Source organism: Desulfovibrio legallii (assembly GCF_900102485.1).
GTDB classification, from domain to species: domain Bacteria; phylum Desulfobacterota; class Desulfovibrionia; order Desulfovibrionales; family Desulfovibrionaceae; genus Desulfovibrio; species Desulfovibrio legallii_A.
On record NZ_FNBX01000003.1, the window covers coordinates 156,623 to 178,092 of the forward strand.

Consider the following 21,470-nt stretch of genomic DNA (forward strand, 5'->3'; position numbering starts at 1 on the left):
CCTGCTCTGGGCTATAGGCTTTGCCTGCAACGGGCGCTTTGCCCGCGCATCCTTCCCTTGCCGGGATGGTGGAATTGGTAGACGCAGCGGACTCAAAATCCGCCGGTGGCAACACCTTGCGAGTTCAAGTCTCGCTCCCGGTACCATAGACAGTTCTAAGCCCCACAAGGCGGATACGGCCTTGTGGGGCTTCAGTATTTTGCGGGATCTGTGCAGGGCCTGCCGCAAGGACAGGGCGCGGGGTCCAGCGGGCCCTTTTCCGTCGGCTTTTCAAAGCAATTCCGGGCCGACTCCAAAGGCAGCAGGGAATCCTCCCCTCTCGGGAGCGCTACACGCAACACGTATGCGGCGGACCTGCGCCCCGGCAATCCTCAGGGGTGCTGCCCGCGGCGCTCATGAAGCCCACGCCGCTTTACGGCACGGGCAGTGCCGCCCACGCAGATACGCTATGCCGGCTTTTGCGCCCGCAGCCCGGCAAAGGCCAGAAGGACGCCCAAGGCCACTCCCAGCAGGGCGGCGAACAGCACCTGGAAGTGCGCGGGCAGCAGAAAGGTGATGGTGTGCGCGGGTATCCAGAACAGAGGCACGGTCTTTTTGAGCACAAAGCCCCACATGCTGTTCCAGTCCACGGCGCGCAGCAGGGCCGCTACGTCGGGTTTGCGCGCCAGGCTTGCCAGGCTGCCGCCGTTCTGGGTGATGTGGATATCCGTGAGCTTGTGAGTGATCATAAGCAGCGGCGCAAAAAAGACGTTCAGGCAGACGCTGATGCCGAAGGCCACTACCAGTTTGGCGCCGAAGCCCGTAGCCCCGGCCGTGAGCAGGCCCATTTCCGTCATCAGCTTGGGCGTGCCGCCGCCGTAAATGGTAAAAGCGATTTTGATGCCCATGCCCAGGAAGCCCCAAACCACGGCCTTGGGCAGCACGCCAAAGCCGGGCCGGTTGTACTGCCCGGTGGTGATGCGCAGGGCAATGCACTCGCCCAGCGTGGCCAGCACGGCGAATTTAAGAAAGCTCATACCGAATGGATACGCCGCAGTCAGGGCGATAAAGCCGTCCATGGCGCCGGGAATAACCAGCATGCCTAACACCGCCGCAACCCCCACGCCACACAAAACCTTGTCCGTCAGCCGCATACGTCCCTCCCTCTTGCTGCAACCCTCTGTTGCCGTTGCCCCGTGCCGCGCGCGGCCCATCCGGCGCGGACCCGGGTTTGGGGAGAATAACGGCAGATGTGTTTGAGGTAAACAGTTTTTCGCAGGTTTGCGCACTCCCTGGGGGCGGACGCCCGCCCTACCGGAAGCGTCGGTCAGCGCGATTCCGGATCCGCGGGCCTGGCCGCGCCCGCGCCGCTTTGCTGCCGCCGGCTGGTGACGGTGGCCCCGCCGATGCCCCAGTTGTCCATGGGCACCTCATCGATGATTACCACCGTAGTGGCGGGATTTTTACCCAGCACGCGGGCCAGCAGGTCCGTTACGCCCTGAATCAGCTCCGCCTTCTGCGCCGTCGTGGGCGCTTCCGCCCCGCCTGTGACCTTGATGTTGACGTAGGGCATTGCGCACGCCTCCTGTGGTTTTTGGAGGCATGTTCAGGCAGGAAATTGCAGCGCGCAGCAGATCCCTCGCCGAAGCCCCCCCCCCGCAAAACGCCGTTATAAAACAGCAGCGGATCCGCCTGCGCTCCGCCGCACGGGGCGGCCGGTCAGCCTTGCCGGACGGCCGCGCAATGTCCGGTTGTCCTGGCCCCTTGGCAGGGCCCACACCGAGGGCTTCAGCGCAGGTCATACTGATACTTGACGTGCAGCACTACCGGGATGTCTCCGTCGCCGAGAACGGGCGGGCGTTTCACTGTGCCGCTGACGGCAAGAATGGCCCTGCGGGCCGCCGCGTCCAGAACCGCCGACCCCGACGTCTGACGCAGCGCGGGAACACTGAAGCTACCGTCCGGACGCACAGAAAACGCAAATACGGCCACGCCTATCAGCCCCTGCTCGCCGCCGTCCAGCCGGTGGGCATGCACGGCAGCCTCCAGATCCTCCAGATAGGCAAAAAAAGCCTGCCGCCGTTTGTCTGCCGTGTCGGCCCGTTCCGATGGCGACGGGGCCGCCTCCATGCTGATGCCTGCGCCTCCTGCCGTTGCGGCTGCATCCACGCCCAGAGCCTCCAGGCGAATTGCCGCAGCGCCGCCGGAGGGTTCCGCGCTGTCCACAGCGGCCAGCAGGTACAATGCTCCCCAATGGACCATACAGGAAAACGCCAAAGCAGCGCAAAGGCGTTCGCCGCCGGTCATGGCTGCTCCGTCCGCGCCTGCCCGGACGTGGCAATAAGCAGCTTCTCCCCTCCTTGCATCCGTACTTCATCCACCAGAAAAATCAATCCTTCCACGGGGGCCTGGGGCTCGGCCACCAGCACCAGTCGGCCGGGCCGATTACGGAAGCCGCGCACGATTTCGTGCAGCCTGTCCCGAACGTTTTCGCGGAGCAGCGGCTGCCCTTCACAAAAAATGCCGCCGTCCGCCGCAAGCCGCAACTCCACCACCCTGCCGGACAACGTTCTGCTGCTGCGGGCCGGGGGCAGATCCACCTCCAGCCCCCGCACGGCAAAGGCCGCGGCCAGCACAAAAAAAATGAGCAGGATAAAAAGCATATCTATGAGCGGGATAAGATCGTACTCATAGGAAGGCTCCAAGCGTTTGGACAGGCGCAGCATTCAGCACTTTTCTCCGGCGGGGACGGACGCGGCCCTGTCGCCGCTGCCCTCTGACGCGGCGGCAGGAGGTTCATGGCGGTGCGATGCGGCAGTCACAGGTTCTACGCCTGCAGCATCGCGCAGCAGGGCGGCATTGCCTGCTGCATCCAGCATGGCGGCCACGCTTTTGAGCCTGCCGTGAAAAAATGCCAGGGAAAACTGAACAAAAATGGCGATGCTCAGGCCTGACGCCGTGTTCAGCAAAGCCTGCCAGATGCCGTCGGCCAGCATAGACAGGTCCACACCGCCAGAAGCGTGCGCCATACGGGAGAATATGGTGATCATGCCGCTGACCGTTCCCAGCAGGCCCATGAGCGGCGCCAGCCGCGCAATGGCCGCCAGCAGGCCCAGGCGACGCTCCAGCTGTTCCAATATCTGCTCCCCGGCCAAACGCAAAGCAGCGTCGCGCTGCAGACACGCGCCGGAAAGCAGGGCCGCAAAAGGCCGCAACAGAGGCACGCCCGCCATGCGCGACGCCACCGCCCCCAGATCGCCTGTACCCGACGCGGTCAGAATTTCCCGCCGCAGGGCGCCGTCCGGCAAGGGGCAGGCGGCATACAGCAAAAGACGCTCCACAATGACGGCCAGCGCCAGGATGGAAACTGCCAGCAGGGGCCACATCATCCAGCCCCCCAACGCCATAATGTTCATGTTACCTCCTTGCGGCTCCCGCCCCAGCCGACAGTACGCCCCCGCCACGCAACGCAGGGTTCAGATCCACGCCGATAAAAACCAGATAGCGTTCCGGCGCGTCATCGGGCGCAATTTCAAACTCCAGGCGCCCGGCGGCGTACTGCACCACAGCCGGACGCGCGCCGCCGGCAACGCGCAGATCCACAATGCCCTTGGCCCGCTGCAGGCCCGGCCCGGCCTCGGCCAGCAGCCGCCGCAGGGCGTCTTCACTGACCGGCCCGGTCATGGGGCGAGAGAATGCGGTTATGCCTTCATCCCCGTGCGTTGTCGCTCTGGCCGCGCATATGGGTTCAAGGCGCGGCGTGCGGGAAGGCGGCCGCCCCCGCTCGTCCAGCCAGCCAGCATACAGGGAATCCAGCACGGCGAAGGCAATATTCCCCTCCACGGCGGGGAGGATGACGGCCTGGGGGTTGCGCCTGCGCAGGTCGGCCAGCACTGCCTCAAGCCTTTCCGGCGATACCGCATCGGCCTTGTTGGCGATGATGACGTCGGCCTGCGTTACTTGGGCCAGGCGTACTCCATCCCCGTTTTCATCCCAGGCCAGGGCGTCGGCCACTGTGACGACCAGTCCGGGACGGACCAGATCGTCCAGCTCCGCCAGGGCGGCCAGCACATTGGCGGGGTTGGCCACACCGGTGGTTTCCAGAATAACCTGCTCCGCCGGCGCCGCATCCAGCAGCCGTTGCAGGCCGGGGCGCAGGCTGTCCGCCAGGGTGCAGCATACACAGCCCGCGTCCAGGGCCTCCACATGAGTTTCGCCCCTGGTGAGGGCGGCGTCCAGTCCTATGCTGCCCAGTTCGTTCTGAATGACGGCGGCGAACTGCTCGCGTCCGTTCAGATAATCGAGCCAGCGCCGCAAAAAAGTGGTCTTGCCCGCGCCGAGAAAGCCCGTAAGCACATGCATGACCGGCAAGGCGCTCCCCGCATCCCCACGCGGCCGATACCGCCCGGGCAGACGGCACAGGGCCTTGCTTCTTGCCAGAACGGCAGCCGACGCGCCGTCTGCGGCCCCGCAGGCGCTTGCCTGCGGCGGGTGCGCCCTGTCTTGGCCCAAGGCGGCCCGCAGCATAAGCCAGGCCCCTTCCGACGCCGAAGCCGCGTCGCCGGGGGCATCCCCCTGCGCAAAGGGATCCTGCCGGGCCACGAGGAGCCGCAGGCGCGCCTCCTCGCCCAGCAGGGCGGCCGCCGTGCCCGCCAAAGCCGCAAAAGGACGCAGCAGCAGCCGGAAGGCTGGCACGTCGCATTCCAGCCCGCCGGGAGGCACAATCCAGGCCGCTTCCTCGCCCGCAATGCCGGCAGGCGCGGCAACGCCGCTTGTGGATATGCTACGCTGCCGAGCCGGAGCGGCAAGCGTCAGGATAAGGCTGCTCCCGTCCAAGGCCGCCGTCAGCCCCACATGCCCCAGGCGGAAGGCCTTCAAAGCCGGGACGTACAGCGAAAGATCGCGCACGGCGGCCCCATAGTCCGGCCCCAGAGCCACGGCCAGAGCCTGGAGCGGGAAAATATCCAGTACGGGATCTGCGGCCTTCGGAAAGACATAACATGTGAACCTGCCGTGGAGAGCCCCGTCTTCACAACGTTCTTCACAAAACGCCAGGCCATACACATGGGGCGCGCCCGCCACACGGCAGGTCCAGGCGGGCGGCCCGCCGCCCGATGCGCGCACGCCGCGCCAGCCCAGGGCTCGCGCCCGGCGGCGCTCCAGATGCACGCCGGCCAGCAGGCAATTCATGATGGTAGGGCTTTCCGGCCCGTTTTCGGGCGCGAGCTGGCGGGGCAGCAAGGCGGCAAGGCGCATGGCGGACCTCCCTGGGGCTGCTGATGTGCGGCGACGTTTCCAGCGTACAGAACGTCCGGGGCGCGGGGAGGCTTCTCCGCGCCCCGGACGCCTGTCAGGCAGGGAATTTGATCACGTCGCCGTTGCCGAGGTAGTTGGTGGTCTTGGAGCGGAACCGCGCTGTGCCCTTGACCACGGGATAGCCCGCATCCACAAACTTCTGGGCTGTTATGAGGCCCGTGCAGTGGTTGCAGCCCACCTTTTGCAAATCCCATTTTTTAAGGCCGATGACCAGATCGTCGTACTTGGGATCCCAGTCGTCAAAAGGCGAGATGTGCAGGCCGCCATAGAGGCCATAAAACTGGTCTTTTTCATAAGCAATCGTCTTGTAAGCCGTGTCAGCGAACAAGATGATGCCCTGATGGCAGCACCCTGTAATGCTGACCAGCCCCACATCCTTGACGTTGCAGTACATGGACATTTCCCCAAAGACTTTAAAGATAATGGGGCAGTCAAAGTCATACAGCGCAACGCCTTCCTGCAGCTTATAGAGGCCCTTGGGAACCTCGGTCCACTTGCCGCGGTGGCCGCAGTCTTTGAGGTACTGTTTGCCGTTGGGGTAAAAGGTGTTGGGCGTGTAGATATGGATATTAGGGTTATATTTGGTGACGGCCGGCAGACCGAAGTAGTGGTCCATGTGCTCATGAGTCTGAATCATGGCCGCAATTTCATTGTTGGCCAGCATCGTGTCGATGCCTTCCCGCTTGTAGCAGGTATCCATCCACTGGTAGTTCCAGCCCGTATCAAACAGGTATTTGGTGACCTTGCCTTCCAGATCCTCAATTTCCACCAGGCAGGAAAACCCGCCGGCATTGTCGGCATGGACGCTGTTTTCCTTGGCTATGTCCCAGGCTTCGTCAAGTTTGTGGGGCAGAAGGTGTCTGATTTTCTTCATGCCCTCTTCATAACTGCCCTTGCCTATGCCTTTGCCGTTGCCGAAAGGAGCCCAATTGAAGGTGTATTGATCCACCAGCAACCCGCCCGCACCTGTGACGTCCTGCATGAAGATGCCGTTGTCGAACCAGCTCGTTTCTGAGATATTAGTAACCTTCACTGATTTGCACAGACCGATGTTGGTCTCGCCGCGTTTGACGTCCTTGAGGAAAGCCCGCCGCATGGGGGAATAAGAGTACACGCCCATAGCGCCTATGGCACCCACGCCCACGCCCAATGCCGCGCCTTTGATAAATTCACGTCTGTTCATGGAACCCCCTACTGCACAAGGGTGAAGTGAGCGCTGCACCAGGGCAACACGGCCACAATGGCAAAGTAGACGATAACGCCGATGACGATGCCGGCCAGCAAACCAGGCGTCATAGCCGGGCTCCAGGCGCTTTTGACGGCAAAGGCATGCTCGTCGGCGCGGACTTCCTCACTGCTGCGGAATTCACGCTTCCAGCCGGGCCAGCCGTCCATGAACCACCAGTTGATCAGCCAGATGTCTATCAGCCAGATCGTTGGGATCATGGGAAATTGCTGCGGGTGGGAAAAGCCCTTCTGGGTGCCGAGCACAAAATGGGCATACTTATAGTACAGGCAGTAGATGGCAATGCCGCCCAGGGCCACAAGGCCCGTGCGGATGAGCACATTGACGGGCGTGCTGAACTTGTTGGGCCAGTTGCCGCAGTAAAACTGCAGAAACAGCGCAGGCACCAGGAAAAAAATGGCCGTTTCGCCCACATGCAGCCAGCGCCAGTCCGGAGCGGCGTCGCGCCGGTGCCCGCGGATAGCGTCGCCCCACACGAGTTCCTGCATGTACCAGAAGAAGAAGCACAAAGAGACGGAGATGGCGATGATGCCGAAAAAGAGCGCACAACGCCGCAGCCACGGCGTTTTGATCAGGCAGAAGGGATAGCGCTCCCAAATGCCTTCCATAAACCAGACCACCACGGTGCAGCACATGATCCAGGCCACATGGAAGTTGGCCGAAACCGTCTGCGCGAATTCTTCCCAGTACGGTGGGGTGATGGCCGTAAAGTACTGCCAGGGGTAGTACAGAATGCCCATATGGTTGTGCATGGTCATGAAATAAATGACCAGACTGAGGCAGAAGGTGCCAAGCCAGATGCTGAAGCCCTTGACCGGCTGGCGTTCGTTCTGCCAGGGATGGCCCTCCAGCGCCACGATCCAGGCCGGACTGATCCACGAGGCGATAACCGCAAACATCATACAAGCCTGGGCCGCATACTCCGTGGAGTAAAACTCGGTAAGCCCCGGCAGCTTCTGCAGCTGATGCGGATTAAAATACGCAAAGGCAAAATTGCCAAGGATGCCTTCAAAAAAGCCATGAATCATTGTGATCATGATGCCGACGGAAACCAGAGAGAGCACCAGCCCTTTCTGCAACGGGTGCGCATTGCGGATCCATTCCCGTTTGAACGGCCAAAAATCAAAAATATACGCCATCCAGATAAGGATGATCAGCCACCAGCGGCAATAATTGTATCCCACATAGGGCGTGTAAAAGCGCATGATGCCGCGCGGATCCTGAAACACCCACCAGGTGACGGCAAAAATAAAAAGCGTCACTGCCATGTTGGCCAGCATCGGCCAAGGCCCTCGCCAGCGCTTGATGAGCTTGCGCTCTTCAAGATACGGAATGTCATGGTCAGCCATTGAAACCTCCTCATGCTTGCGGGGTTACTGTTGCCGCAGGCGCGCGCGTTCCGGCGCGCATGGCCAGCGCAACGGCGTTAACCAATGCCTCTTCGCTCATCCTGTCCACGGGCAGCCCAAGACGCCGCCCCTCCAGACGCAACAGCGCCGGGGTAAAGTCCGGGGGCAGAGGCTGCGCCTCCCCTCCGGCCGCCTCCTGCGCCGCCGCGGCATAGCCCTGCATGCGGGGAAAGCGCCCCCGCCAGTTCCCTCGTAAAAAATCGCGCCGGTTCATCGGCTCTCCTCCCGGTATTGCAAAAGGCAGGAGACGTATGCCGTCACCGCGGCCACGCTGGCCTGCGGGTCAGCATGACGCAGCCCGTGCAGCGTGCGGGCCAGGTGCTTGAAAAGTTCCTCCAATTGAGCCTGACTGCAGCCCTCAAGCAGACGGGTCAGGGTGTGCTCGTCGGGCAAGGTGCAAGCTCCGGCCTGGGCCAGACGGGCATTGGGCACGGCCTGCAGCAGCGTGGAAAAAAAATGCAGATGGTGGCGGGCCAGAAGACGCATATCGCCACCGTGCAGCGCCATGCCCACTGAAGGCAGCAACCGCTCAAGCGTCAGCATGACCGAAGGCGCAAACGAACCGGCCACGGCTGATAACAACGGGGGCATAATGATGCGCATGGCGTGCAGGCTGTCGTCCGGGCCGGAGGTTTGCGGGGCGCAAGGCAGGGACCGCACAAAAGTGCCGCTGTTGCGCCGGGTTTCGAGAATGCCGCGGCCCACCAGGGCGTGTAGGGCCGTGCGCAACGTGGCTCTGCTGATGCCCAGCTCTTCAGCCAGATGCCGTTCTGCGGGCAGACGCGCAAACAACGCCCATCGCCCTTGCAGCAGGGCCTGCTCCAAAAGTTTTTCCGCGTTTACCGGCGTGCTCATGGATTCCTCCAGGCCAAACATGCGTGCCGTGTCAGCTCCATATTGTCCTTGACAAAACAATTTGCAACAATTCCACAAATTTTTATTTATATTTCATAACAATATAAATTTAATAAATAAAAAATAATTAAATGGTATGACCAAAATAATATTATTCGCTTACTATCACGATTTTTTCACAAAAACAGCCGCATTTTTACCCTTAACTGACCTATAAAATATAATTGGTCATACCAATACAGAAAAAAAAGGCTTGCCCAGGCGCGGATTCCATTCTACTGGCAGGCTATCGGTTCTCGCCGCGGCCCCCGACAAACAAGGAGTTCCCATGCCGCGTTTTCACCAATGGCGCAAAGGCTTTCCCGGCCTTATGTGGAGCATTTGCCGGCGCGAGTCACGCCTGAAGCTGTTCACGCAATGGCGCAACGCCGGTTTTGACGCGCCGCAGCTGCTCAAGAACGCCGCGTATCGCAAGCAGGTTGTTATGGAGCAGGACTATCCACTGCTTATGGAATTCTGGGATATGATCCACGCGGCGCGACCGGCAGCGGCCATCTTTCGCCTTAAGGCGGACGAGGGCCGCAAGCCTCTGATGCTGCAGGGCTGGCCAGAACCGGAAGAGGATATTTACAGCGGTTTTTTAAAAGAAGCCTTTCTGCCCGGCGGGTACAAATCGGAATGCTATAACGCCCAGCTCCGCATGCGCGTGGGCGACGCGGATTATCCCGTTTTTACCGTAGACAGCAAAAGCCGTCGGCTTGCCGACGCCAATGAAGCCGCGCGGGTGCTGTTTATCGGCGCAGGCCAGACCGAACGGCAACTGACGCTGGAGGATGTGGTGCCGGAAGAACGGCGCGCGCAGTTCTTCAGCGCAGCGGGCAAGGCGGTGGAACGCGATGCATGGTCCGGCAAGCTCCTGCTGGGCAACGGCGAACGGGGGTTGTTTTCCGCCCATGCACGGCTGACGGTTTGGGGCGGCCAGGATTTGCAAGTGGTGCGGGCGGCGTTGATCAGCGTGGACCCCAAACCGCTGCCCCTGCCGGACAACAGCGCCCTGGCGCTGCGTTCGGGCGAACTGCGCCCGGCTTTGGAGCGCCTGTACGCCGACTGCGGCCCGGAAGTGGACGGGCTCATGCTCTCGCACATTCAGATGGGAAGCGGCCGTGTGGCCATTTATGGGGTGGGGAAAGTTTTTGAAAACCTGGAATGGGGCATGCTGCACGCCTATGAAGGCACCATCGCGCAGGATATAGAGCAGTTCGGCCTCAGCGCCCTCATGGTGGAGGACACGCTGGACAGCGTCAAATCCATTGATTGGGCCTTGTTTGCGCCGCAGGGAGTCCGTTCCTATTTTGCCAAGCCGTTTTATTCGGAACACGGCCTGCACGCGGTGCTGATTCTGGCCAGCCGCAAAACAAAAGCCTTTGGCGCCGATGCGGAAGCGGCCTATGCGGATGTGGTCGGGGCTTTCGGCGCTCTTGCCCGGCGCTGGCGAGAAAAGCCCTGAACAGCGCCCGCGCAGCAACAGGCCCTGAGGACACCGGCGGCCCTACCGGAGCCCCCCCCGAAAAACGCCGCTATAAAACAGCAGTGGATCCGCCTGCGCTCCGCCGCACGGGGCGGCCGCGCGTCAGCCCGGCTGTCCGCTGGGGCTTTGGGCCGCCGCGGGCAGCGGGCGCGCCGCCAGGCCGTCCATGTCCGCGGCCAGCTTATCCTTGAGCGCCGCGGCCCGGCCTGCGTCCAGCATGATCATGTCCACCTGCCGGGTGTGGATAAGCAGATAGCCCAGAAGCCGCGTTTTGCGCAGCACGTTTTCCGCCGTATCGCCTTCGGCTACGGCAAAGAGCGAATCGTCCTTAACATCTGCGCGGAAGCCGCGCGCCTCCAGCAGATCCGCCAGCATGGCCGCGCGCAGCCGCCGCCGCTGCCTGTCTGCCGCGCCGCCTTTGAACTGGAAGCTGACAAAATTTTCGTGTCCGTCCGGCCCGGCCTGGCTTTCCACCGTGCAGAAATGGTAGCCGTAGCGGGCCTGCAGCAACATATATCCGCTGCCGATAATGAAAAAATTGCGCTGGGCCATGGCGTTGGGGGCGGTGCTTTCCAGCTCCGGCTTCATGGTGCTTTCCAGCATGACGCTCATAAAGCCGGAGGCGCTGGCGGCTGGCGGCCCGGCCCAGGGCACGGCCGTCATGCCGTCCCAGAGGGCCAGCATGGGCAGGCTGGCGATCTGTTTGATATCCACCACCGGCCCGGGAACCGGGGCGGCAAAGCCGCCGCCCATATCCACCAGCCAGTACTGCAGCTTGACGCCGGCCCGCAGTTGTTTGCCCATCTGCCCAGGCAGCCCGGCATCCTCGCTGAACAGAAGCTCCACGGATTTTTCGTGGCAGAAGCGGGTGATGTCGTGCAGGCTCCGGCAATACTCCGGCGCGAACTCCGGCGCTTCCGGATCCAGTAGGCGCAGGGGCACCATAAGCCGGGCCAGGGCCGCCAGACGCTGATGCACGGGGCTGCCCGCCATAAGGTTGGGCTTGTGCGCGCAGGCGGGCAACAGCTGCGGCTGCAGCCCGGCAAAGACCGCGCTGCGCCCGGCGTCCAGGGTCACTTCGCCCGCGCCCGCAAGAAGGCTGCAGGCCCCGGCAAGGCCGCACAGGGCGGGCACCTCATACTCCCGCGCCACTGAAGCCAGGTGCCCGGCCATGCCGCCGGTTTCGCTCACCAGGCCCGCAGCGCGCGAAAGCAGCGGCGCCCAGCGCGGCAGGGCACGCTCCACCACCAGAATGCCGCCTTTGGGGAAGGAAAGCATATCCGCTTCCTTGCGCGCCACCACAGCCGGGCCCAGCCCCACGCCGGGGCTTACGGCCACGCCGCCCTGCGCCAGCACAGTCAGCCCTTCGGGCAGCGCCTCCTGCTGGGCGGCGGCCGCCGTTACAGACTCCAGCCCGTGCAGGGGGCGGCTCTGCAATACCGTCAGGCGGCCCGTGCGGGCGTTGCACGCCCACTCCACATCCTGCGGCTCGGCATAATATTCTTCCAGGGCCAGGGCCATTTGCGCCAGCTCCGCGGCCTGCTCGTCCGTCAGGCTGGGCGTCTCGCCCGCCGGATCCTTGCGCAGGAGCCGCGGCGGATGTTCGCGGCTGAAGGCGAACACATCCGGAGTCGCGGCCCCGTCCACTACGGCCTTGGCCAGGCCAGGCACCGCGTTGATCACCACCCGCTCCTCCCCCCTGGCGGCGGCCACGGGGTCGCGGCTGTAGACGACGCCGCCCGCGGCCGAAGGCACCATGGCCAGCACGCCCACGCTCATGGGCGCGGCGTCGTCCGGGATGCCGTGCTGGAAGCGGTAGCTCATGGCCGTGACGGCGTATTTGCTGGCCACAATTTCCTTCCAGACGTCGCAGGCTTCTTCGGGCGGCACATTCAGCTCCGAGCGGTACTGCCCGGCAAAGGTCACGCCCAGGGCGTCTTCGCCCACGGCGCTGCTGCGCAGGGCCAGGATCAGCTCGCCCTCCGCCCGCACCCGCATGGCCGCCACCTGTTCCGTGATGGCGCGCTCCAGCTCCGGCGGCAGGGGCGCGGCCAGCACCGCCTGCTGCAGGGCGGCGGCAAGGCTGAACACGGCGTCCAGGCTCTGCATGTCCGTGGTCTGGATACGGCGGTTCAGCTTCTCGCGCAGGCCGCTGTACTCCATAAAACGGTAGTAGGCCGCCACGGTGACGGCAAAGCCGTCGGGCGTCTCCAGACCGGCGCGGGCCGCCACTTCGCCCAGGTTGGCCATTTTGCCGCCCACCTGCGGCATGTCTTCCAGCCGGATCATGGGCAAGGGCAGGACCAACGGCCCCTCGGGATGCGGCGGCTCCTCCAGCAGGGTCTCCATCTGGCTGCGGATGCGCTCAAAGGCCGTCTGCACCGGGGCATAGGCGTTGTCGGAGAGGGCGTTCAGTTCCCGCACCATCTGAAAAACCGCCGTCACGGCGCGGGTACAGACGGCCTGCACATAGTCCATGCCGAAAGGGCGCGGATTGGCAAGGCTATCTTCCACCTCGCTCATGGTTTCCAAGGCGCTTTTATTGGCCGAAAGCAGCCGCCGGAAGCGCGCGCAGCGTTCCCGCAAGCGGGCCTTGACCGCCTCTTCTCGGGCCAGGGCCTCCGGGTCCGGCGCGGCCGGACGGCCGCCCAGCCAGCGGCGCAGGGCGTTGACGAGTGCCATCAGCGTACAGCGGAGCGGGCCGCTTCCTCCATTTTTATGATCAGCTCACTGATCGCCACGGGCTTGAGCATGTAGTCATACGCGCCCAGGTCCAGGCCCTGGACGGCCACCCCCATGCAGGCGTGACCGGTGAGCAGGATGACGGGCAGATCGGGGGATTTTTCCTTCATGCGGCGCAGGGTTTCCAGCCCGTCCATGCCGGGCATGCGCACGTCCATGACCACCACCTGAAAAGGGCTGCCCCCCGGCTGCAGCGAGGCTTCCAGCGTCTCCAGAGCCGCTTGCCCGTCCGGCGCGGTGGCCACTTCCATGCCGCGTCGGGTCAGACGTTTGTGCATGAGGTCCAGAAATTCCACTTCATCGTCCACAAACAGTGCGCGCATGGGGCCTCCTTGCCATGTTTGCCGCTCTTGCCGTTCCGGCCGCGCGTCGCGCCCGACGCCGCCGCGTTACAGGGCCATACCGTCTTCGTCCTCGCCCTGGGCGGGCGTCTCCGCCTGGCTCTGCGGTGGCTCCGCCGGCAGGGTGACGATAAAGGTGCTGCCCTCGCCGGGAGTGCTCTGCACCTCTATACGGCCGCCCAGTTTTTCCAGGATTGTGAAGCAGATGGCCAGACCCAGCCCCGTGCCCTCCCCCACTTTTTTGGTTGTAAAGAAGGGGTCGAAAATCTGCTTCATGGTGGCCGGGTCCATGCCGGGCCCCGTGTCCGTAAACAAAACCTGCGCCCCGTCGCCGTGGGGGCGGGTGCGGACGGTCAGGCTGCCGTTCTTGCCCATGGCGTCGATGGCGTTGTCAATAATATTGATGCAGACCTGCTCCAGCTGGGCCGGATCGGAAAGGATGACGGGCACCTGGCTGTCGTATTCCTTGATAATGCGAATATTGCGGCTGGCGGCCTCGGTTTTGAGCATATCCACGGCCTGGTCCAGCAGGGAATTGGGCAAAATTTCCGTGCGGCCGGGGTTCATGCGCCTGCCGAAGCCCAGCATGCGCTGGGTAATGCCCTTGGCACGCTTGACGTGCTGCTCAATTTTTTCCGTACTTTCTGCGATTTCTTTATAATTTTGCATCTTGGCCGGGTCTTCGTCCTCCAGCAGATCGCGGATCCAGCCCGCGTTTTCCTGAATGAGCATCAGGGGATTGTTGACCTCATGGGCCACCCCGGCGGCCATCTTGCCCAGGGCCGCCATCTTGCTGGACTGGAGCATGCGGGCGTCGATATGGGCCTGGCGGTGGTCCGCCGCCTCCAGCGAAGCCACCATGCGCCTGGTGCAGAGCTCCGCCCCCACGCAGACCAGCGCCCCGCCCAGGATCATAAAAAAGGTGATCAACGCCCGCAGCTGGCGCAGAGGACGCAGGCTTTCGCGCACGTCGTCCAGCACCACCAGCACCCAGGGCATGGATTCCAGGGGCATCATGGCGCTGAGCATCTCCTGCCCGTCCGGCGTGGTGATGCGGCGCGTGACCACGCCCGCCCGGCCCACGGGCGGCAGGGGCTGGTCAAAACGGCTCATGCTGCCGCCGTGGTAGCGGGAATCCGTCTGGAGCACGCCCTGGGCATTGACGATAAAGGCGTCGCTGTGCGGGCCGGAGTACACCCGGCGCAGCAGCGCGTCGATGGCGTCCATATCAATGGTGGCCCGAAGGATGAAGCTCTGCCCGCCCACATGCCGCAGCACGGCTACGATGAAGTGCGGCACATGGCGGTAGCCCAGAAACACGTCGCTCACATACACGCCCTTGCGCAGCACCTCCACAAACCAGTCGGCCTCGGCGTAGTTGGCCCCGCGCAGGTCGAAAGGCCCCACATAGGCCACATGTTTGCCGTCCATGCCGATGATGCCCACATCCACAAAGGAGCGGCTGTTGGCCTGCATGACGCTGAAAATGGCGCTCAGCCGCGCGGGGTCGCTCAGCTCCGCATAACTGTGGGTGAAGGCAAGGGTCTTGATCTGGGCCACCCGCTCCACCATAAAGGTGTCCAGGGCGCGGTGCTTGCTGCTGATGACGGCCTCAATGCCCGCGCTGATCTTTTCGTCATAAATGGCCCCCAGGCGGTCCAGGCAGAACAGGCCCAGAGCCGCCAGGGGCGTCAGCGCCATGAGCAGCAAGGTCGCCAGCAGGCGCCGGTAGATGCTTTTGTATCCGCGATGGGGCGCGGCCGCCACGACAGACATCAGCGTTCCTCCCCGCAGCGGGGCGCCCCGGCCAGGGGCGCGGCGCTCCCGGATGCGGCGTCAACCGCGACGCCGCCCAGGGGCTCGCCCCGGTACAGGGCCCGGCAGTGTTCCAGAATCTCTTCCCGCCGGGCGGCCACCTGCGCCGCATCCTGCATGATCATGTCCAGCTGCCGGGTGTGGATGGTCATATACCCGGCCACGGCCAGCAGACGCGCGCCTTCTTCCTCTTCAAAGCCTTTGAGGGTGGCGCTTACGGCGTCGTTGTGCAAAACGGGGGCGAGGCCGAATTCCCACAGGATATCGGCCACAAAACGCACCCGCAGCATGCGCCGCTCTATGTCCGCCGCGCCGCCGCGCAGCTGGAAGTTGAGATAATTTTCGGAAACGCGCTCGGAAAGCCGCGCCTCCACTGACACAAAATGAAAGCCGAAGCGCGAGTGCAGGCTGCAGTAATCGCGCGAGACCAGAAAATAGTTCTTTTCGCTGAAATACGCCGTTTGCGAGGCCGGGTCCAGATGCGGATTGGCCGTCGCTTCAAACAGCACGGACAAAAAGCCCTTGCCGTCCACGGGCGGCGGCCCCTGCCAGGGCCAGGCGTTCATGCCGCGCCACAGGGCGCGCATGGGACGGGAAGCAATGTCCTCCACGTCGATAACCGGCCCCGAAGGCGTCACACGGAAGCCATCGCTCAGATTCACCACCCAGAACTGTTTGAGCACCTTGTCCCTGAGCTGTTTGACCCTTTGCGGCGCATAGGCCTTGGCCGCGCCCAGGCTGAACATGGCGCTCACGGCCCGCTCGTGGCAATAGCGCCCAATATCGTGGTAAGTGGCGCAGTTGGCGGCCTTAAAGTCCACGCTGTCCACCTCCAGGGTCAGGGGCAGGATGTGGCGCGACGCGTTCTGGAGAACGCGGTACACCGGGCTGCCGGGCATATAGTCCTTCCCCGCCGGTTTATTGGGCAGCACGGCCTCGCGCCGTTCGTCATAAACCGTGCGCACATCCGCGCAGAGGGTCACGGGCTGGCCGTTTTCCACCACCTCCGTGGCCCAGGCCATGCCGAACACGGCGGGCTTGCCGAATTCCCGCGCTAGAGAGGCCAGCCGCGAACCCTGAAAGCCGCGCTCCACCACCAGCCCGGCCATGCGGTCAATAAGCGCGCCCCACATATAATTGTCGTCCGGCACCACCAGGATGCCGCCCGTGGGGAAGCGCCGGGCGTCGTCCCAGCGCCGGGCCGTCCAAGCCGGGCCCCAGGTTCTGCCGGGGTTGACCGTAAAGCCCCCTTCCAGCAGCACGGCGTCGTCCAGCTCCGGCGGGGGCGCGGGCTCCGGCAGGGGCGCAGCCGGGGGCCGGGTCATGGGGCGGGTCATGAGCAGGCGGATCTCCCCCGCAGGCGTACGCGCCCAGGTGACCGCCTGGGGCAAACCTTCAGCCGCCTCCACCTCCAGGGCCAACCGGGCCGCCTGCAGGGCCGCCGTCTCGTCCAGCACGGGCCGGAGCACGCGGTGCGGGCGGCGCTCCACCACCCGTTGCGGCGCGGCGCGGGTCACTGTGGCCGCATCCACGGGCATGGCGGAATATTCCAGCTCCTGCGGCAAGCCCTCGCAGGCGTAGACATGGACGTGGGCGCTCTCCGGCCGCAGGGGCGCGGCGGACTGCGCAAGCCCGCCCCAACAGCCCTTTTCCACCGCCAGGCAGGTGACGCAGAGCCCGGCCCCGCCGTCGGTAAGGCCGCGCGCCCGGCGGTAGACCAGGGCCTGGGCGCGCTGTTTGCCGGCCAGGGTTTTGTGGATGGCCTCCAGAATATGCGCGTCTGGCGCGTCCAGGGGCACGGGCGGCCCCCAGAGAACCATGCCGCAGCCTTCCTCCGCCGGGGCCTCAGGCGGCCAGACCCGGCCGCGCGGCAAAAGCTGCAGGGAATCCGCGTCCGGCAGAGCGCGCAACCGCTCCACCTCTTGCAAAACGGCGCTCGTCAGGTTTTGCGGCAAGGGCGTGGATTCCACCAGCTGGCCCAACTGGCGGGAGAGCTTGGCGAGGTGCATAGGCGCAAGCCCCCCGGCGGCCTGAATGCGACGGTTGATCTCGCTCTGCAGATCCCCGTGCTGAAAAAAATGCTGGCAGCCTGCGCCGGTAATGACAAAGCCCTGCGGCACGGCCTGGGGAAAACGCGCCCGCAGCGCCTCCAGCCTAAGGGCGGCCGGGTCCACCAGCGCGCCCTGCAAGGCCGCCGTCCCTTCGCCCAGGGGCAGGGTCAGCGGCCCCAGAAGGCAGGATTCCGGCTCGTAGACCTCATCGGCCACCAGCTTCTGCAACTGATTGAAGCGCTCGTAAAGGGCGGCGCAGGGGCCGGGGTCCAGCCGCTCCAACTGCTGAATGCACTGAAAGACCTGGGTGGCCACCTTGGTGCAGAGGGCGCGCACCCGGTACAGACCAAAAGGATGGTCGCAGCAAAGGGTATATTCCACATCGGCCATGGTTTCCTGAAAGGTGTTCCAGGCCGTGAGAAAGAGCTTGAAGGAATGGTGCCGCAGGGCGAAAAAGCGCTCAGCCTCGTCGGCAGAGCGCGGCTCGGACCGCTCCTGGCGCTTGGCGGAAGGCAGAAAAAAGCCCAGCAAACGGCTGAGGGACATGGCGGCTCCCCTGGCGCATACCGCGTTGGCCCCGGCCCCGGCCCTGCGGCCGCGGTGGAGGCGTCTCTGACGCTAGCACAGGCCGCCGCGGCCTTCAAGCGCATGTGCCGAAAAGCGCAAGTTTTTTTCGGCAAGGAAGAGCGCTGTACGGCCAAAGGGGCGCGCGATCTGCCGGGGCGCAACCAGGGGCCGTCATGGGGCGGGCCATGAGCAGGCGGATCTCCCCCGCCGGCGAGGGCGCCCAGGCGACCGCCTGGGGCGAACCTTCAGCCCCTCTACATCCAGAGCCAGTCGGGCCGCCTGCAGGGGCGCCGTCTCGTCCAGCACGGGCCGGACGCGCGCGGCGGGCGGCATGCGGCCGTGTTTTTTGGTTATCCAAAGGAGCGGCGGTTGCCGCGTTACACGGCGGGCGGGGCGGCCTCCGGCATGTCGGCCAGGGCGCGCAGCTGGGCCATGCTCTGCTCCAGGTTCTGGGGGTCGCCCACATCCTGCTGCAGAAAGGCGTTGACGGCGGGCATCTTGGCTATGGCGGCGTCGATTTCCGGGTTGGAGCCTTTGGCGTAAGCGCCGATGTTGACCATATCCTCCACCCGACGGAAGGTGCTCATATGGCGGGTAACCACACGGCCTGCCAGCACGTCCTGCCGCTCGCAGATGTCCGAACGCAGACGGCTGATGGAGCGCAGCACGTCAATGGCGGGGAAGTGCCCCTGGTCCGCCAGGTCGCGGGTGAGCACAATGTGCCCGTCCAGGATGGAGCGCACGGCGTCGGCAATGGGTTCGTTGAAGTCGTCGCCGTCCACCAGCACGGTATAGATGCCGGTAATGGTGCCCGAAGCCGAGCGCCCGGCCCGTTCCAGCAGCTTGGGCAGCTGGGCGAAGACCGAAGGCGTGTAGCCCTTGGTGGTGGGGGGTTCGCCTACGGCCAGGCCCACTTCGCGGGCGGCCATGGCAAAGCGGGTGACGGAATCCATCATCAGCAGCACGTCCATGCCTTTGTCGCGGAAGTATTCGGCCACGGCCGTGGCCGCGTAGGCGGCGCGCATGCGCACCAAGGGGGATTGGTCAGAGGTGGCGATGACCAGCACGGAGCGGGCCATGCCCGCCGGGCCCAGGTCGCGTTCCATGAATTCCACCACTTCGCGGCCGCGCTCGCCGATGAGGGCGATGACGTTGACGTCCGCGCGGGTGTAGCGGGCCATCATGCCCATGAGGGTGGATTTGCCCACGCCGGACCCGGCCATGATGCCCACGCGCTGCCCCTTGCCCAGGGTGAGCAGACTGTTGACCGAGCGCACGCCCACGTCCAGGATGTCCGTAATGCGCGGGCGTTGCAGGGGGCTCGGCGGATCGGTATAGATGGGGGCCAGCTCCGGGTGCCAGGTTTGCCTGGCTTCCACCGCCCAAGGGGGCGTGAAAGGGCGCTGCTCCCCCATCTGACGAGAAAAATCGGCCCGCGCGGCCTCCCCCACGGGCAGGGGCGAAGTGTAGATTTCCGCGCTTACGGGCGGCCCGGCGTCCAGGGGCGTGCCGAAAGCGTCAAAGGCCCGGCCCAGCAGATCCGGCCCCACGGGAAAGACCGGGGGCAGGCTGGTGTTGCGGATGCGGCTGCCGGGACGGATGCCGCGCATGTCGCCGTAGGGCATGAACAGCAGGTTACCGTCGCGAAAGCCCACCACCTCCGCCGCAATGCCGCCCTCCTCCCCATCGTCGGGCAGCATGTGGCAGACCGCGCCCAAGGGCGCGCGCAGGCCGCTGCCTTCGGCCACCAGGCCCACCACCTTGTTGACCTTGCCGTACAGGCGCACCGGGTCTCCGGCGCGCAGCAGTTTGGCGCAGGCTTGCGGATCCAGCTTCATGCCGCCCCCTCAGCGCTCAGGGTCCGCGCCGGGCAGAAAGCCGCCCTGCGTGAGAACGTTGCGGGCGGCGGCTTCCTCCTCCAGTGGAAAAAGCTCTTCTTCCAGCTCGGCCAGACTGGGCGCGCCGGCAGCGGAACCGGGCGCGCCGGAAGGGGTCGCGCCGGATTGAACAGAACCAGGCTGCGCAGAACCGGATTGGGCTAGGCCGGATTGGACTGGATCGGATTGGACTGGGCGCGTTGCGGCTTGGGAGGATTGCGCCTGCCGAGGATCGTCCTGCGGCGCTGCGGTCTGCGCCCCGCCGTGGGACGCGGCGGCAGGCGCGGCATCCGGCGCGGCATCCGGTGCGACTGGGACGTCCGGCGCGGCGGCAGGCGCGGCATCGCCCTCCAGGGGCTCGCCCAGGGGGGGCAGCCAGAGCGATTCTTCCGCGTCGTCGGCCGCAGGGGCGGAAGAAGGCGCGTCCGACGCGGGCGCGGGATCGGGCCCGACGTCCGCCGACGAGGGTACGGGGGCCGACGCTGCCGCGGCGATGGCATCCGCCCCGACCGGCGCAGCAGGCGGTGCGGCTGCAACGCCAGGAGATGGGGATGCGGCGTCAGCAGGAGATGCGGCAGGAGGCTCGGCTGCCGCCGTGGGCGCAGCAGGGGGCGCGGCTACCGCCGTGGGCGCAGCAGGTTTCTGAACCGCAGCAGGGGGCGCTGCTTCCACAGGGGATGCGGCGGGCAAAACTTCCTCAACCTCCACGGGCGTGGCCGCCTCTGCCGTCGCGGGCGGCGTTTCCGAGCCGGCGGGGGCGGCAGAGGGCGGCGTTTCCACTTCGGGCGCGGCCAGGCGCGCCGCTTCGCGGGCCACAAGCTCGCCCAGCTCCGCGGCGGCGGCCGCTTCTTCTGGGCGCTGGGGCAGGGCCAGGTGGGCCAGCACGCCCGCTGTCATTTCCCGGAAATAGGCGCGGCGGCAATCCACGCTGCCGCTGCCGCTTTCCGCCACCAAGTCGCCGGGCTCCAGGTTCGGGTCACCCGTAACCACCCACTGGCGCAGCTCCGGCACGCGCTCCCGCGCAGCCTGAAACAGATCGCCCACCGTGGCTTCGTCGTCGGGGTGCACGCGCACGCTGACACTGGCGCGCTCTTCCAGCAGGTTAAGGGCCTCCAGCACCAGGCTGCGCAAAATGGCCTTGTGCTCGCTTTGCAGCATCCAGCCCGTGCCCGCCTCCACGGCGGCCAGGGTCAGGGCCGTCAAATCTTCGCGCCAGGCGGCGCACAGGGCGGCCTGCTGGTCCTCCAGCCGCCGCAGCAGCGTGGCCAGGCTCTGGCCCAGCTCCTGCCGGAAGGCGGCCAGTTCCTCTCCGGCCGCATCCATGCCCTCCTGAAAGCCCGCATCATGGGCCGCATCGCGCAATTGGGCGGCCTCTTCCCGCAGCTGGGCGGCCGCCTGGCGCTCCTGCCGCGCCGCATCCAGGGCGGTACGGGCTTCCTCCCGCGCGGCGTCGGCCTCGCGGGTCAGGGCCTGCACGGCGGCCGCAGCTTCGGCGCGGGCCTCCTCCAGCACCTTCTGGCGCTCCGTGTAGGCCGCGCCCAGGATCTCCCGCGCGCGCTCCTCGGCCCGGGCGCGCACCCGCGCCAGGTAGTCTTCCTCCTGCTGGTGCTGGCGGCGCTGGCGCAGGGCGGGTTCCTGCATGGCGTCGAGCTGAGCCTCGGAGGCTTCACGCTCGCCCATGAAGACAGTGCCCCATTTTTTGCGCAGTTGGTCCGAGGCCATGGCGACCTATCCGGGGTTAAAG

17 protein-coding genes and 1 tRNA gene are annotated in these 21,470 nt (G+C 65.2%); 2 read left to right on the forward strand and 16 right to left on the reverse strand.

Features of this window, described 5'->3' with window-relative positions; genetic code table 11:
• The first annotated feature begins 59 nt into the window (after positions 1-59).
• A tRNA-Leu gene (locus BLS55_RS02995) sits at positions 60-146 on the forward strand.
• A gap of 300 nt (positions 147-446) precedes the next feature.
• Here BLS55_RS02995 and BLS55_RS03000 read toward each other — a convergent pair.
• From BLS55_RS03000 to BLS55_RS03045, 10 genes are all read right to left on the reverse strand, one after another.
• On the reverse strand, positions 447-1,133 hold the full coding sequence (locus BLS55_RS03000) for a hypothetical protein (protein ID WP_092152877.1): 687 nt from the start codon (positions 1,131-1,133) through the stop codon (positions 447-449).
• 173 nt (positions 1,134-1,306) lie between these two features.
• A complete protein-coding gene (locus tag BLS55_RS03005) occupies positions 1,307-1,552 on the reverse strand; it encodes a tautomerase family protein (protein ID WP_092152878.1) in 246 nt (81 codons plus the stop codon).
• A 215-nt stretch (positions 1,553-1,767) separates the two neighbouring features.
• Complete coding sequence (locus tag BLS55_RS03010; protein WP_092152879.1) at positions 1,768-2,286, reverse strand: energy transducer TonB; 519 nt, start codon at positions 2,284-2,286, stop codon at positions 1,768-1,770.
• On the reverse strand, positions 2,283-2,705 hold the full coding sequence (locus BLS55_RS03015; RefSeq protein ID WP_092152880.1) for an ExbD/TolR family protein: 423 nt from the start codon (positions 2,703-2,705) through the stop codon (positions 2,283-2,285). Before BLS55_RS03015 ends, BLS55_RS03010 begins: the two co-directional genes overlap by 4 nt.
• Positions 2,706-3,395 (reverse strand): MotA/TolQ/ExbB proton channel family protein, encoded by a 690-nt coding sequence (locus BLS55_RS03020; protein ID WP_092152881.1) that lies wholly within the window; start codon positions 3,393-3,395, stop codon positions 2,706-2,708.
• 1 nt (position 3,396) lies between these two features.
• Positions 3,397-5,235 carry a CobW family GTP-binding protein gene (locus BLS55_RS03025; RefSeq protein ID WP_092152882.1) on the reverse strand — a complete coding sequence of 613 codons (1,839 nt, stop codon included), beginning with the start codon at positions 5,233-5,235 and terminating at the stop codon, positions 3,397-3,399.
• A 94-nt stretch (positions 5,236-5,329) separates the two neighbouring features.
• Positions 5,330-6,478: an MBL fold metallo-hydrolase gene (locus BLS55_RS03030; RefSeq protein ID WP_092152883.1), complete on the reverse strand. Its 1,149-nt coding sequence runs from the start codon at positions 6,476-6,478 to the stop codon at positions 5,330-5,332.
• An 8-nt stretch (positions 6,479-6,486) separates the two neighbouring features.
• Positions 6,487-7,890, reverse strand: a complete 1,404-nt coding sequence (locus tag BLS55_RS03035; protein WP_092152884.1) for a hypothetical protein — start codon at positions 7,888-7,890, stop codon at positions 6,487-6,489.
• Between the two features lie 10 nt (positions 7,891-7,900).
• The gene (locus BLS55_RS03040; protein ID WP_092152885.1) at positions 7,901-8,164 is read right to left on the reverse strand and encodes a hypothetical protein; all 264 of its coding nucleotides are present in this window, start codon (positions 8,162-8,164) and stop codon (positions 7,901-7,903) included.
• A complete protein-coding gene (locus BLS55_RS03045; protein ID WP_092152966.1) occupies positions 8,161-8,805 on the reverse strand; it encodes a GntR family transcriptional regulator in 645 nt (214 codons plus the stop codon). Before BLS55_RS03045 ends, BLS55_RS03040 begins: the two co-directional genes overlap by 4 nt.
• 328 nt (positions 8,806-9,133) lie before the next feature.
• On the opposite strand from BLS55_RS03045, the gene BLS55_RS03050 reads away from it, so the two are divergent.
• A complete protein-coding gene (locus BLS55_RS03050) occupies positions 9,134-10,312 on the forward strand; it encodes a hypothetical protein (RefSeq protein ID WP_092152886.1) in 1,179 nt (392 codons plus the stop codon).
• A 123-nt stretch (positions 10,313-10,435) separates the two neighbouring features.
• Here BLS55_RS03050 and BLS55_RS03055 read toward each other — a convergent pair whose 3' ends face one another.
• The 6 genes from BLS55_RS03055 to BLS55_RS03080 all read right to left on the reverse strand — a co-directional run bounded on the left by BLS55_RS03055 (position 10,436) and on the right by BLS55_RS03080 (position 21,448).
• Positions 10,436-13,015, reverse strand: a complete 2,580-nt coding sequence (locus BLS55_RS03055; RefSeq protein ID WP_092152887.1) for a PEP/pyruvate-binding domain-containing protein — start codon at positions 13,013-13,015, stop codon at positions 10,436-10,438.
• Positions 13,015-13,398 (reverse strand): response regulator, encoded by a 384-nt coding sequence (locus BLS55_RS03060; protein ID WP_092152888.1) that lies wholly within the window; start codon positions 13,396-13,398, stop codon positions 13,015-13,017. The genes BLS55_RS03055 and BLS55_RS03060 overlap by 1 nt, the downstream gene beginning before the upstream one ends.
• A gap of 66 nt (positions 13,399-13,464) precedes the next feature.
• On the reverse strand, positions 13,465-15,192 hold the full coding sequence (locus tag BLS55_RS03065; RefSeq protein ID WP_092152889.1) for a sensor histidine kinase: 1,728 nt from the start codon (positions 15,190-15,192) through the stop codon (positions 13,465-13,467).
• Entirely contained in the window at positions 15,192-17,828 is a 2,637-nt protein-coding gene (locus BLS55_RS03070; protein ID WP_092152890.1) for a PEP/pyruvate-binding domain-containing protein, read from the reverse strand. The genes BLS55_RS03065 and BLS55_RS03070 overlap by 1 nt, the downstream gene beginning before the upstream one ends.
• Before the next feature lie 398 nt (positions 17,829-18,226).
• Positions 18,227-19,687: a FliI/YscN family ATPase gene (locus BLS55_RS03075; protein WP_092152891.1), complete on the reverse strand. Its 1,461-nt coding sequence runs from the start codon at positions 19,685-19,687 to the stop codon at positions 18,227-18,229.
• A 9-nt stretch (positions 19,688-19,696) separates the two neighbouring features.
• A complete protein-coding gene (locus BLS55_RS03080) occupies positions 19,697-21,448 on the reverse strand; it encodes a FliH/SctL family protein (protein WP_092152892.1) in 1,752 nt (583 codons plus the stop codon).
• Positions 21,449-21,470 lie beyond the last annotated feature (22 nt).